The organism is Paenibacillus sp. FSL K6-1122 (assembly GCF_037977015.1).
Lineage (GTDB): Bacteria > Bacillota > Bacilli > Paenibacillales > Paenibacillaceae > Paenibacillus > Paenibacillus amylolyticus.
In genome coordinates this window covers 614,750-628,214 of the sequence record NZ_CP150272.1, presented here as the reverse complement: position 1 = coordinate 628,214, position 13,465 = coordinate 614,750, and the positions used below count along the sequence as shown (strand labels likewise).

The 13,465-nt window shown below is 46.1% G+C and carries 14 protein-coding genes; 3 read left to right on the top strand and 11 right to left on the bottom strand.

Annotated elements, in window-relative coordinates; translation table 11 throughout:
• Window positions 1–173 precede the first annotated feature (173 nt).
• The gene (locus tag NSQ20_RS02900) at window positions 174–932 is read left to right on the top strand and encodes a tryptophan-rich sensory protein (protein WP_017690869.1); all 759 of its coding nucleotides are present in this window, start codon (window positions 174–176) and stop codon (window positions 930–932) included.
• Between the two features lie 112 nt (window positions 933–1,044).
• On the opposite strand, the gene NSQ20_RS02895 is transcribed toward NSQ20_RS02900, so the two are convergent.
• The 4 genes from NSQ20_RS02895 to NSQ20_RS02880 all read right to left on the bottom strand — a co-directional run bounded on the left by NSQ20_RS02895 (window position 1,045) and on the right by NSQ20_RS02880 (window position 5,291).
• The gene (locus NSQ20_RS02895) at window positions 1,045–1,419 is read right to left on the bottom strand and encodes a RidA family protein (RefSeq protein WP_127551150.1); all 375 of its coding nucleotides are present in this window, start codon (window positions 1,417–1,419) and stop codon (window positions 1,045–1,047) included.
• A 148-nt stretch (window positions 1,420–1,567) separates the two neighbouring features.
• Window positions 1,568–2,254, bottom strand: a complete 687-nt coding sequence (locus NSQ20_RS02890; RefSeq protein ID WP_340031782.1) for an oxidoreductase — start codon at window positions 2,252–2,254, stop codon at window positions 1,568–1,570.
• Between the two features lie 255 nt (window positions 2,255–2,509).
• Window positions 2,510–3,667, bottom strand: a complete 1,158-nt coding sequence (locus tag NSQ20_RS02885) for an MFS transporter (protein WP_235193865.1) — start codon at window positions 3,665–3,667, stop codon at window positions 2,510–2,512.
• Between the two features lie 208 nt (window positions 3,668–3,875).
• A complete protein-coding gene (locus tag NSQ20_RS02880; protein WP_340031781.1) occupies window positions 3,876–5,291 on the bottom strand; it encodes an ATP-binding protein in 1,416 nt (471 codons plus the stop codon).
• A 240-nt stretch (window positions 5,292–5,531) separates the two neighbouring features.
• Here NSQ20_RS02880 and NSQ20_RS02875 point away from each other — a divergent pair, with 240 nt between their 5' ends.
• Window positions 5,532–6,185: a phosphatase PAP2 family protein gene (locus NSQ20_RS02875; protein ID WP_036607365.1), complete on the top strand. Its 654-nt coding sequence runs from the start codon at window positions 5,532–5,534 to the stop codon at window positions 6,183–6,185.
• 4 nt (window positions 6,186–6,189) lie between these two features.
• Here NSQ20_RS02875 and NSQ20_RS02870 read toward each other — a convergent pair whose 3' ends face one another.
• The 6 genes from NSQ20_RS02870 to NSQ20_RS02845 form a co-directional block, all read right to left on the bottom strand.
• Window positions 6,190–7,701 carry an HD domain-containing phosphohydrolase gene (locus NSQ20_RS02870; protein WP_340031780.1) on the bottom strand — a complete coding sequence of 504 codons (1,512 nt, stop codon included), beginning with the start codon at window positions 7,699–7,701 and terminating at the stop codon, window positions 6,190–6,192.
• A gap of 191 nt (window positions 7,702–7,892) precedes the next feature.
• A complete protein-coding gene (locus tag NSQ20_RS02865; protein ID WP_340031779.1) occupies window positions 7,893–8,876 on the bottom strand; it encodes an anti-sigma factor in 984 nt (327 codons plus the stop codon).
• The gene (locus NSQ20_RS02860; protein WP_338707668.1) at window positions 8,873–9,469 is read right to left on the bottom strand and encodes a sigma-70 family RNA polymerase sigma factor; all 597 of its coding nucleotides are present in this window, start codon (window positions 9,467–9,469) and stop codon (window positions 8,873–8,875) included. The genes NSQ20_RS02865 and NSQ20_RS02860 overlap by 4 nt, the downstream gene beginning before the upstream one ends.
• 1,103 nt (window positions 9,470–10,572) lie before the next feature.
• Window positions 10,573–10,884, bottom strand: coding sequence for a hypothetical protein (locus tag NSQ20_RS02855; RefSeq protein ID WP_017690878.1), 312 nt, complete (start codon window positions 10,882–10,884; stop codon window positions 10,573–10,575).
• 263 nt (window positions 10,885–11,147) lie between these two features.
• Window positions 11,148–11,255 (bottom strand): hypothetical protein, encoded by a 108-nt coding sequence (locus tag NSQ20_RS02850; protein ID WP_017690879.1) that lies wholly within the window; start codon window positions 11,253–11,255, stop codon window positions 11,148–11,150.
• A 43-nt stretch (window positions 11,256–11,298) separates the two neighbouring features.
• The gene (locus tag NSQ20_RS02845) at window positions 11,299–11,403 is read right to left on the bottom strand and encodes a hypothetical protein (protein ID WP_017690880.1); all 105 of its coding nucleotides are present in this window, start codon (window positions 11,401–11,403) and stop codon (window positions 11,299–11,301) included.
• 414 nt (window positions 11,404–11,817) lie between these two features.
• Between NSQ20_RS02845 and NSQ20_RS02840 the strand changes: the two genes are divergently transcribed.
• Window positions 11,818–12,861: a PsbP-related protein gene (locus tag NSQ20_RS02840; protein ID WP_340031778.1), complete on the top strand. Its 1,044-nt coding sequence runs from the start codon at window positions 11,818–11,820 to the stop codon at window positions 12,859–12,861.
• A 180-nt stretch (window positions 12,862–13,041) separates the two neighbouring features.
• On the opposite strand, the gene NSQ20_RS02835 is transcribed toward NSQ20_RS02840, so the two are convergent.
• Window positions 13,042–13,368, bottom strand: a complete 327-nt coding sequence (locus NSQ20_RS02835) for an MTH1187 family thiamine-binding protein (RefSeq protein ID WP_036672111.1) — start codon at window positions 13,366–13,368, stop codon at window positions 13,042–13,044.
• Window positions 13,369–13,465: the final 97 nt, after the last annotated feature.

Here is a 13,465-nt window from a genome sequence, read left to right as displayed (position 1 = left end):
GTTTCGCGTACATTGGGACAGAGTGCCGTTCCAACATAAGCGGCAGAGCACAAGGATCTGAAGGATCAACTTGTGAATTTTTTGCGGCTGTTATTAGAATGTGCAAGAACTGGGTATATTCATTGTAGACTGACCCGTGGTTCATTCATTCGTTAAACCAAGGAGGAAACACAATGTCACGTAACAATCCGTACAAGTGGTTAAACGCCATTGGTTTTATCGCTGTAATTATCGTGAACTACCTCTCCAACGCTCTGCCGATCGGGGGCAAGACCAATAAAGAAGTATCGGATATGTATCCTGTGCTACTCACACCTTCTGGCTATGCCTTCTCTATATGGGGTTTGATCTACCTGCTATTAGCAGGGTTTGTGATCTATCAGTTCGTGCCCGCTTCCTGGAAAAGGGATTCGATTACCCGTCTCGGGTATTGGTTCCTGGCAAGCTGTGCTTTCAACGTAGCCTGGATTTTTGCTTTTCAAAACTTGCAGACCGGTCTCGCTTTACTGATTATTGTACTGCTTCTGTTGTGCCTGATCATGCTGTATGTAAAAACACGTACCATTACGGTTCCAACCACTGCTGAGATCTGGCTTGTGAAGCTGCCATTCAGCATCTATCTTGGATGGATTAGCGTGGCAACGATTGTCAATGCAGCTGTACTGTTATATAAAATTGGCTGGGATGGTTTTGGTATCAGCGAACCAACCTGGACGATCATTATGCTGATTGTCGGTATGGTGCTGGCTGTTCTCGTTAGCTTCCGTTATCGCGATAGCATATACCCACTTGTATTCACATGGGCATATATCGCCATTGCACTTAAACAGAAGGATGTCACTTCCGTATATTATACGGCAATCATCATTGCGATCGTACTGGCCATCTACGCGGTATGGCTGTTCTTCGCCCGTAATCAGGATCGTGATTAAGATTTCCCCCTTCTATATAGCGCTTAAATATAATGCAAAAATGCAAAAAGCCGATTCTGGTCATTCGACCTGAATCGGCTTTTTATGTATATCGGCGCGAGTGAAGGTTGTCCTATTTCAGGGCAATTACCTCAATCTCCACCAGTGCATCTTTTGGCAAACGAGCCACTTCCACTGCACTACGTGCAGGATAAGGCTGTTCGAAGAACGTGCTGTACACTTCATTCACAGGAACGAAGTCGTTCATGTCTTTCAGGAACACCGTCGTTTTCACGATTTTATCCATACTTGTACCTGCTGCTTCAAGGATAGCCTTCACATTGCTCAAAGACAGACGTGTCTGCTCCTGTACATCTGCGCCGAACTCTCCTGTTTGGGGATTCAGACCAAGCTGTCCGGAAGTGTAGATGAAATCGCCTGCATCAACGGCTTGACTGTATGGACCAATGGCGCCTGGCGCATGATCGGTAGAGATTGGTTTTTTCATGGACGAGTTCTCCTTTGTGTTCGTTATCCTGCTGCCGCATGGAGTCAGGGTTCGAACTCATTTTTGTTGCCTATTATACCACGATCTACCTCAAGCGAGAAACGCTCCTAACTAGCCACATGAAGTAAACAGCTCGTTCAAAGGTTTCTTAGCCCCCGTCCACACCAAGGACATGAATGACTTCATTTGAATACACATGGTTTCCCTGGGTTTGCACGAGAGCAATATTTGCCATGGCCTGTGCAATGGTTGCGGCGTGGACCGCCCGGTATTTGTCCGCTCTGCCTTTCATCCAGCGATCCAGAAACTTCATGGCATAGGCAGCCATCTGCTCACCAAACCGCTTCTCGTTTCGATCTCCCAGAATTAAGGAAGGGCGGAAGATATGCAATGACGGAAAACCGATATCGGACAATGCATCCTCCATTTCCCCTTTGGTCCGACTGTAAAAGACCCGAGAACCTGCACTCGCTCCCATGGAGGAGATCACCAGCATCTGTAATACACCATGTTGCTTCGCAATAGTAGCTGCACGAACCGGGTAATGATAATCTACCTGACGGAAATTGTCCTGACTGCCTGCTTTTTTGATCGTTGTACCCAAACAACAGTACAGGTCATCGATTCCATCGAATAAGTGGTCTTGCCTCTCCAGCTGTTCCCAGTCCACTACATGCTGTTCCAATTTGGGATGTTGCAGCTCAAGCGGACGTCTAACCAGAACGCGAACCAGGCTGTATGCCGGGTGCTCCAGCAGATTCTGAACCAGTAATTCGCCTACAAGCCCGGTGGCTCCAATCACCATGGCTTTCCGTTCGAGACGATTCAAATACATCCCTCCACTTCGCCATCTTTTTTGAAGTCATACCAGATACATATGATCAACCTAATGATTTACACGATAACGGAGAGGACAGAAATAACCTGAAGAAGCGGAGCTAAAAGCTTTCTGAAAGAAAGCTTCATCGGAAGCATACGCTTCGCCTTTATCCCCGGATTTTCCCTTTTCTAAAAGGAATCAAAAAATCTGGGGATAACAGCGATCGGAAGGTTGTTCTGTCATCGAAGTGCCCGTGTAAATATTCAATATCTATTTTAACAGTACACGACGTCCAAGGGTAAATGTCAGAATCAGCATCACGACACCAACCCCCATCTGAAATCCATAGGCTGAGATCCAGGCCAGCGCATCGGACCAGGTTTCCATCTTTTCATACAACCAGCCACCCAACAACGGCCCGAGAAACGAAGTGACTCCGGTCAGAGCCGAATACACCGCGACAAACATCGGTCTTTCACTTTTGGGTGTGTCTCCAATCGTAAAGTTAAATGCCAGCTGGTTGAATCCACCTACACCGATCCCAAGGAAGATATGAGATAGAAATAGTGCGATCAATACGGGCATGAACGACATTAACCCCCACGACAAACAGGAGAGTGCAATGACTGGCAATGTCCAAAATAGGAGGGTTTTGTTGCTGAATCTGGCATTCAGATTACCCCAAACATAGAAACCGGCCATCATAACCAGCGTCTGGACTACCGTGATCAGGGATACCGTCTGATAATTGATGTTCAATAAATCGAGCATAACATAGGAATAAAGCGGAACAATCAAGGTCTGGATCAATAACCATGAAGCCAGGAACAGCGTTGCTTTCAGGAAAGAACGATCCTGGAACGGCTTGATGAACATGCGCCAGAAAACCTTTTCGGTAGAACGTTCAAAGGGAACGTCCGGATAGAAAAAATAGATGACTGTATTGGCAATAGCACAGATCCACACCGGAATAAACAGGATCAGAAAGCCCATTTCTCCAGGGTAACGGTCCAAAACAATACCGCCTGCAAATAAGCATACGCTTCCAAGAGCATTCAGAATCGTATTTCGAATTCCAAAATAACGCCCTCTCACCTTGGCAGGTACGATATCGCCAATCAGTGAAGTCCAGATCATACCGCCGATGGTATTTGATATAAAAGCAACCGTATACACGCCAATATATACACTTACCCACCACTCTTTGGGGAATATAAACGGAATCAGTCCCGTTGCACTCCACAAGATACGATGTGTGCCCACAAATAACAGCAGCATGCGTTTACGGCTGCGAATACGCTGCATCCAGTAAGCTGCTCCGATCTGGGCAATGTTCACAAACGTCGTAATCGCGAGCACAAAGCCGATATGTCTCGACCCGGCCCCAAGGTACAGCAGAAATCCGGTTAAAAATGGGCCTCCCAGCAAGGTCTGTAAAATAATTGCCGGTACACCCTCCCATGTTGCAATCGATAAATTCGTGCGTTGTGTCGAACCCTTGCGCCGTGGTTTGCTTGCTAACGGGGGAGGGTTAACGTTGACCGTCTTCTGTATGGGGATACACTCCTTAGACCGGGTCTCAAAAGCCGGTCGATGCTAGTTGTCATCCCAAATTCTACTCACGGCGCGAAGGTTGTCAACTCATTTTTTCACGGTCCAACGGGAGATAGAGATGGAAGGTGCTTCCTTTACCTTCAGCGCTCTCCAGTTCAATCGATCCCCCCAGTAATCTCGCTAAATCCCGACTGATTGACAGGCCAAGTCCGGTACCGCCAAATTTTCGACTAATCGACCCGTCAGCCTGCTGAAATGCTTCAAATATGGAATGATGCTTGTCCTCCGAAATACCAATGCCTGTGTCCTGAACGGAGAAAATAAGCCATCGATTCTGAATACCTGCATTCTTAATCTGCTTAGTGCTTACGGTCAGCGTGACCTTTCCCCGGTGAGTGAACTTGATGGCATTGGACATCAGATTCCGCAAAATCTGTTGAACCCGCTGGGGATCAGACCAGAGCGTCTCAGGCAGTCCCTGTTTTTTGTCCAGAACCAACTGAATTCCCTTTTTCTCGGCAACGAGTTGAAAGTGGCTCATGGCATCTTCTGTAAGTTGTGCGACACTGATATCCTCGAGTACAATATCCAGCCGCCCCGCTTCTACTTTGGAAAGATCCAGAATATCGTTAATGAGCGTAAGCAGTTCCTGGCCGGAGTGGTCGATCATATTGGCAAAACGTACAATATCCTCCTGATCCATCGTGTCGGCATTCTCGCTGATCATCTGGGCAAAATTAATGACACTGTTCAGTGGTGTACGCAGTTCATGGGACATATTGGCGAGAAATTCGGATTTGTACTGTGAGGCAATCATCAATTGTTTCGCTCGATCCTCCAGTACAATCTGTGCTTTCTGTAACTCTTCCTTTTGCACAGATAAAAGCCGGTTTGTACTCTGGATCAGCAAAATACGATTCTGTTCATTCTGAAAATCACGTAAAATAAATGCAAAAATAAGGCTCAGCAAAATACCTGTAGGGAGTGTATAAGGCATAATATGTGAAAAGAAGTATGTAGCCGGGATCACACCAACGATAGCAATGTTTACACTATTGACCACATTGACGATAACTGTAACAAGGATTCCTTTAATAATCAGCCTGTAGTTGCTGCGTCTCATCCATATATTCAGACCTGCACATATCATGCCCAAAATAGACATGTTAAGTACTGCCGCCAATGTAGCATCCGTGATGCCAAAAGTCAGCCTCGACAGCCCAATTCCAATACCCACGATAATTACGCTATAGGGTTGTCTATACGTTAGAACGGCAACAATTAAAGGAACATATCGAAGATCAAAGACCACTTCATCGGTGAGTTGAAACCCAAAAACCGTACTGATCCAACCTGCAAAAATAAGGACAAGCACGGAGCTGATCTGCTTCACTCGGGAAGAGGTACGTATTACGACATATTTATAGAACACACTGGCAAGATATGCAATGGTAATAAGCATCCCCATATTCAATACGAACATTTTTGAAAATTGCATTCACTCACTCCTGTTGTACCGACTTTACTGGCCAAAGTGCCTTCGTCCGTATGTGTCTCTATCATATCATGCCCATTGAAACTTCCGCATTCCTTCTTCGTCAAAAAAATACACAAAAATACACAAATCAGGATTCAATTTGTGCGCTGGTCGTAGTAGAATATATTGTTGTTTAAATTTGAATTAGTTATTTGCTGGGGTCATGCTCCTAGGGAGCATGAATGAAAGGAGTAAGGTGTTGTGCAATTGTTAAAAAGCAAATCCTATTGGCTGTCATTGAGTTTAATGCTGTCTTTGGCCGTCATGGGGCTCTTCTATGATATTCTTAATAGTCCAGAACGCGGGTTCGTAGTGCTTGATTCGCCGCTTGACCGGATCATTCCTTACGTGCCTGGCATGTCCATTCCATATTTGGGCTGGTACCCGTTTGTATTCGGTGTGCTCGCTTACCTGTGTGCCAAGGATCGCCTGACGTATTACCGTGTCTTGTTATCCATGAATATCTGTGTCTGGATATGTTATCTGATCTACTTCAACTTTCAGACCATGGTACCGCGCCCGGAACTTACGGGTACAGGCCTGGGAGCATCTGTCCTCGGATGGCTCTATAGCCAGGATCGTCCTTATAATTGTTTTCCAAGTATTCATTCTCTTCACTCTTATCTGGTTATGCGTGCTGTTCTCTCGGTTCCAAGCATCCGCAAACCCATCAAGATTTTGGTGGCCGCCGGGGCAGCAACCATTATAGTATCCACGCTAATGATCAAACAACATGTGATCTATGACGCCTTGGGTGCAGTCATACTCGGTGAATGTGTTCTCACCATCATAACTGGCCTCGCTCTACACCGGAGACGCAGAAAAGAATCGAAGTGGACAGAGGGAATCAGCTGATCCCTCACTTCGATGGTTTCTGAAGATGCTGTTGACGTCTCCATTCATCAATAAACAAACCTGCAAAATAGGGGTCCCATTGGGTCCCTTTTCCTTCTTCCAAAATCGTTAACGCTTTCTCGTGACTCATCCCATTCCGATAGGGTCGATCAGACGTCATGGCATCAAAGGCATCCGCTACCGCAATGATGCGGCCAAAAAGGGGAATATCATCACCAGCCATCCCATCCGGGTATCCTTTGCCATCATATCTCTCATGGTGAGATCGTACACCAGGCAGAAAGTCAGCCATGGCATCGATGGGTTCTATCTGTAACAATATACTCTCTCCCTGCACGGGATGTGTCCGAATAATTGCGAATTCCTCATCGCTTAGTTTTCCATCCTTCAGCAACACCTCATCAGGTATGCCGATTTTCCCGATATCATGAAGCAGGGCTGATTTGTACAATAAATCCGCCTGTTCCTCACTCATTCCGCTCAGCTTACCAATCATCAGCGAATACTCTGCCACACGCATGGAATGTCCTGCCGTGTACTTATCTCGGGCGTCTAAAGCAGCAGCCAGCGTAGAAAAATAACTTTGCAACAACTGTCGATTGCGTTCCTGTCTCATCTCCAGCCGATTAATCATCATATTAAAACCGGAGATCAGTGCCGAAAACTCATCCGCATATAGATCCGGAGCTCGTCTGCCAAGATCTCCCCCCTGAATTCGGTTCATCTCATGCGTCAGTTCAGCAACTGGATCACGAACATCACGAATCAACAGCCAGCTTCCCACCAGCGCAAACCCCGCGCCCAGAACAACGATGAGAATTCCCCACAGTATGTACTCTTTCGCAAATTCACTGTCCATATACTGAAGTCGGATATATGTAGCCAGGAAAAATAGAAATAGAGGAAATAATCCAATCAGTGCCGTACTTAACTGAAATTTACGCTGGATCGATACCAGGATGCGCCCTCCCAGTGAAGGTTCCATCCCGTATTGGACTTTGCCTCGATGTCGAATCTCAAGTAACAGGGGTCTAATCGCCCGCACCGTTAGGTAATACTCAATCAGCGCATGCATGATGGCAATCAGAAAGGCACACGCAGCGGCCACGACAGTATAGAAGTAAGGAAATTCAAGCCACCCTGTGGATATCATCCATAATGTTAATCCGGCTGCCGGAAGTGAGAAACCAAGCATGTGCGGACCCATGATCCGATATATGGTCTGTCCCGGGAAACGATGAATTTTCTCATACATGTGGTTCAATTCGTCTCTCTCGTGGTGCTCGGAATTGAAAAATTGTCTTATGGGGCCAAGCTGCACCCACAGCGTAATTAATTCTGCAACCAGCATGAACAAGAGTGAAATCAGTACAATGAAGATGAGCCGAACAAATTGAATATTGGGTATTTGCAGAGTAGATACCATAACTACTGTACCGACAACAAAAACAGCTGCCAGTGAACCGATCAGATAATTGCGTATCAGGCGAAAGATAAATGAACGGTATGCTTCCAACTGAACCCCTCACTCTCTATGTGCAACCAGTTCTCCCTTGAGATACAGGGAGATTAAGGGTATTGCCTTCTATTTGTTTATCGGTTGCTCCGACTAAAAAAATTAATAAAATCCAATGGATGGGCATCAGAACTGGAAAACACAAAAAGGCTGCTCCACGACGGAGCAGCCTTCGGTGTTTTATCCTATATTTATCCTTTAATCTTGGCAGCCAGAATCATTGTACCGCGCGGCTCATCCCCCATTGCATCCGGTTCAAGCGTGATGGCAACCGTATCATAGTCGTTGGCCGAATCCAATGTGTAGTATACTGCTCCCGTTCCGTCACGACTAAGGAAAGTACCCGCATTCTGAGGGGTATCTCCTTTGATCAACCAGACCTGAAAAGCCTCGTTGCCTTCCAGGTTCGGCAGGTTCTCAGCCTGCACAACCAGGTGAGTGCCTTTGCTGTCAATAACGATGGTTGCGAGACCCTGAGCTACAATGTCCTGCGTTGCAGGATTCAGCTTCACTGCCTCGCCAGTCTGCATGCCCTGTGCAGGTTCCAGAGCTGATGCCAGCTGCTCTTGCAGCTGTGCATTCTGCGCCTGTGCCTGCACCAGTTGCTCTTGTGTAGCCGACGAGCCCGCCGCTTGCTGCGTCAGCGAGTCGATCTGGCTCCGCAGCTGCGCCGTGTACACGCCCAGCAACAGTGCCGCGGCCGCAAGGCCGGCACTAGCTATGCGCCAGGCGCTGCTGCTGCGCGCACGCGCGCGCGCTTGTGGCTGCCATGGCTGTGCCTGGGCAGCCTCTTCCACCCGGGCCGCAGGCACAGCCGTTACCGGCGGCAAGCCTGGCCCGGGCTGCGCCGCACGTTTGTGCTGCGGCGCAAGATCCTCCTGAAGCACCACGGGTGCTTCAGGCTCTGCAGGAGTAGCCGCTGGCTTCGCCTCGGCGCTCTCCTGCCCATGTCCGAGCACGTTGCCCAGCACACGTGCTCGCATGCCTTGCGGCGGTGCTACAGGTTCCGCCGCAAGTGGCAGGAAGCCAGTCACTTCCTGCAATTCCCTTACCTCCTGGCGGCAAGGTTCGCAAGTTGCCATATGCGCTTCAAACGCCGCCACTTCCTCTGCTTCCAGTCCGCCCAGCACATACATCGGTGCCAGATCAGACCACTCCTCATGTCGTTCTATCATGGATGTATGCCCTCCCTTCCCGCGTCCGGATGCAATTCAGCATCGGCCAGCAACTTTTGGAGCTGTCGCATGGCAAGCCTGACACGGCTCTTTACTGTACCCAGCGGAATCCCGAATTGGCTGGATACTTCCTGCTGGGTTAATCCCGCATAATAAATCGATTCTATAACTTGTTGCTGATCACCGTTTAATTGGGACAACGCCTCTTTAATCCGGGTACCTTCCCATTTACGCTGCACTTCTTCTTCCGTGTTCGTATGTTCATCGGCATAGGCCGCCAGTGTCTCGTGTTCAACTGAAGTAGTCGCTGCCCCTTTTGATTTCCGCCTCAGCATGTCCACTGCAATGTTACGCGTAATCGCAAACATCCATGTGGTCAGCTTCCCCTGTGAGGCATCGTAACGCTCAGCATTATTCCAGACCCGCATAAAAAGTTCCTGAACGGTCTCTTCTGCCGTCATGGGATCACCAACGATCCGGTAGGCAAAAGAATACACCGCTCGCTCATAACGGTCATATAAAAGCTCCAGTGCGGAGGCATCACGTTCCGCGATCTGCCGCATTAACCTGCTGTCCTCCATCGATTCAGTCATGCGAGGGCCCCTTTCTGTTTCTTCCCTCTTATTATAACCTACGCAGAATCTTTTGAAGAGGATTACCCCTATGAAGAAATAGTTTGAAAAATTTTCTGTATCTTTTCAAACTAACCTTTCACTTTCCAACTTAAAAGCAGTCCGAAAACATGCTGCTCTGGTCACGCTTTCCTTTTTATTGCAGATAATTACAACCTGTGGTATACTATAAGAGTTGTAGTAAACAACCTCATATGATTTCTGTCTTCTTTAAACCCCGGAATATTTTCTTCATGCTGCGACCGCAGCGAACTATAAGCACAATTAACCTATGAAGATTGAAGAACCTGAATCACAATAACCCGGTAGTACAGAGTTTCACAAGATGTTCCCATTCACACTGGCGCGGTCATCGGAGCCGCAAGGACAAAAGAGAGGTAGGGCTTTTGTTGTTTTGGATATCACTTATTCTTGAGAAGATTGAAAACATACACAAAGCACCCGGAATTGGGTTCCGGGTGTTTATCCATGTCTACATATCCAATTTAGCACCATCTACAGGCAATTGCTCCCCTCTTCATTGAGAAAAGTCTTCCTTCCACTTATCAGATAATCAGATAAATTCGGATATGCTTTAAAAACTTTTCCATTCTCCCACTGACTGCACTCCTGGATACTTCCTTACTTCTCCAATTGTGCAAATAACTTCGGCCTCTAAAGCAAATGTTTACGCTCACCAGACGCTAACGAATCCTGCACACCTTATATTGGGGATTTCTGTGCTATGTAAAATCTAACGAATCTCAGCCACGTTAATCCATGTCACTTCATGAATATAAGCTCCAAACATGCCCAAATTGAGGAAATAAGACGTCTACGATTCGTTAAACTTTTGAAATGGCAAAAATGCATGGAATAGCGTCTGTGGAGTTCGTTAAAGAAAGTAATCCCAACGCTCCTTCACTTCTAAATAAAAAAGGGACACCGCAGGATGGAATCCTACGCTGTCCCGCTCTGAATCATAGGTACGTTATGCCCCAACATGGAACTCAGACTCGGAGTTTATTTAGAGCACCCAACGCAACGATCTACGATCAGCAAAGTCTCCTTGCACTCCCAAAGACTTAGATAAACATCGTTTTGGAGATGATGACCAGCAAGATGAACAGTACAAGGATCGTACCCATGGAACCCCAGCTTCCGCCGCCATGACCATAGGATACTCCACAACCCTGTTGATAACCGTGCATCATTGGAGCCTGATTGGCATGGTGTCCGTATCCATAGCCATATCCCATTGGCATTGTTCCACAACCATATCCATACCCATGCATTTCATGACCTGTGTATTGGTATCCTTGCATATGCTCATAACCTCCCATATGTCCGTATACGTGTCCCTGTCCGTTCGGTGAATTCGGTTTTACTTCGCTCATTGTTCATTCCTCCTTAACATTTGCCTACACCCCTAAGCTATGTATTCAGCCTACCTCTGGACCGGGCTATCGCCCTCATTTTGACAAAATGGGCGTTTAGCCATGAGGTACCTTCCCCATTTTCGAAGCATACGCCGTCCTTCCATTTCTTGAATTCCACCAATTCTTCCATTCAACCACAAGCTATCTTATCTGCCTGGCTCTCCACCATGCTTGTCCTCTAGAAAAAAAACCCCACCGGTTGCCCGGCAGAGCTCGCCATATTATACCCAGAAAGATTTAGTGATGATTACGAGAAGAATGAACAGAACCAGGATTGCTCCAGTCGATGTCCAGCCGCCGTATCCTACGCCTTCAACTACGTTGCTCATGCAGAACCCTCCTTTACAAATATATTAGGGTCCAAGCGGTTTATTAGATCAAGAATGCTTTAGAGATGATGACCAACAAGATAAAGAGAACCAAGATCGCGCCAGTCGATGTCCATGCGCCGCCGTATCCACCTACTACTCCACTCATGTAAACCCCTCCTTTGATTTGAGGTACAGTTCACTATATGCACCAATCACACATGGGACCGGGCTCAGGTCGAAAATGGGCTGTTTTTTTTCCACCGACTATTCGCTAATTGCACCTACATAAAGGGTTAGTTCTTAAGCCGGAATGTTATGTTCATATATGTTTAAGTCATAAATAAATCCCACGGTTATATCAACCAAATGTATGTACTATCACTCAAAATGGATACCCATACGGTATATTATTAGCTTTTAACTTGTTAAATACAGATAAATTATCTTTTTAGTAATTATGAATACTGAAATCTTTATTTATGTTATTATTTTACTAATAAAATAGAAAGGAGTTTCCATGCCCACCACCTAATCCAGATTATCCCAAACGAAATGATGACCTTAGAAAAGAACCCAACCGATGGGAAGCACATTAGGAGAAATTAGACATAATGAAGAAACTTATTACGATTTTGGTACGAAATACACTACATATAGTGGAGAAGGATTTTCTTTTGCATATCCTGAATCCTGGAAAAGCGTAGATACAAGTCAAATGAATGCTCCATCCATTAAAGCTGCTTTTTCAGACCAATCTTCATCAGTCACATTTGCAGATAATATGAATCTGACGATTGAGGCCAGCTCAACCGGTTCAATTAATCCTGAAGAATACGCCAATAATATAGTGGATTATTACACACAAAGCGGTTCAAGCATCGGCATTTCCGATTATAAAAAAACCAGCTACACAAACAAGCCTTATAAAGAATATAGCGCTGGTGTCTTGGAAGGAGCCTATAAGCATTCCTCGGGTACAGATGTTATCCTTGTGCAGTATCTGATTCCGACCAATACAGAACTCTATACCATGACGTTAACCTACGCCAAGGATACTTATAATCAGGATGAGATCAAAGATATCCTTGATTCCCTAAGCATTACTACTTCTCTGGAGCAAACAGCACCAACTGCAACAACTGGAAATTCATCTGCCACAGCATCAGCTGCGGATTTCTTTAATGAGTTGACTCCGTACATTACAGAAGACACAGCCTTTATGGAGCAGGCATCTTATGATTTCTTTGGTAAACATAACGATGTATTCCCTGCCATTACGGCAGAACTAAGCAAAAAGGTACAGGGGCTCGTTGACTCCAATGTAACGACCCGTCATCTGAATAAAAATGTGGCTAACTATTATGATCAATTCGTGCAAGTTAGCGGTGAAGTCATTTCAGTTGAGGAAGATAGCTCGCTCGGAGCAACCTTCTCTATCGTTCATGTCATGGATGAGAACGGAAACGATATTATAGCGTTATATCCTGCAACGACCGGAGATTTGCTTGATGGTGATTACGCCACGGTTATCGGTGCACCAATTACCAACTTCTCTTTTGAAAATGTTGGCGGTGGTTACACCAACGCCACTTTGATTGGAGCCTCATTGGTAGTTGCAGATTAATTGATGATAAATGTGTGTACACAAAGGACCAGCTTATGAACGCTAAGCTGGTCCTTTTTTGTCTTTCAGTTTATAAATGTCAGAAATTCACGTTAGCTACACAATATACACAATCTAAGCTTTAATTAATGACTTATAACATACTGAATAACCGAATATACGGATGTTTACACTAATCCATTAATTAGGTCTCGCCTGATGTGACGTCAGTTTATCCTGAACCGATTGTAACTTCTGTATACTTGAGGCATCCGGTTTATCACGACGGTCGTCAATTTTGACGGATGTGGAAACACGCTGAGCTCCTGACAGAAACGGCGCTTCATGCAGAGCCGCAATTGCTGTAAAGATCTCGTTAAGCGGTCCCTCAATAATGGTGCTCATCGAAGTTAACTGATATGTAATGCCCCGTTGATGTTCCAATACCTTTTGCATGTCCGCCACATAACTGCTTAGACTGGTTGTACCCGTTCCGATTGGAATTACAGTCACTTCTGCTATTGCCATTTTGCTCCGCCTCCTCTGGGCCCCGTGAACAACCGCTGCCGCTAATTTTAGTTGATTTTTGACTATTTTTATTCTACCAGTTGAATGCGTTACAATT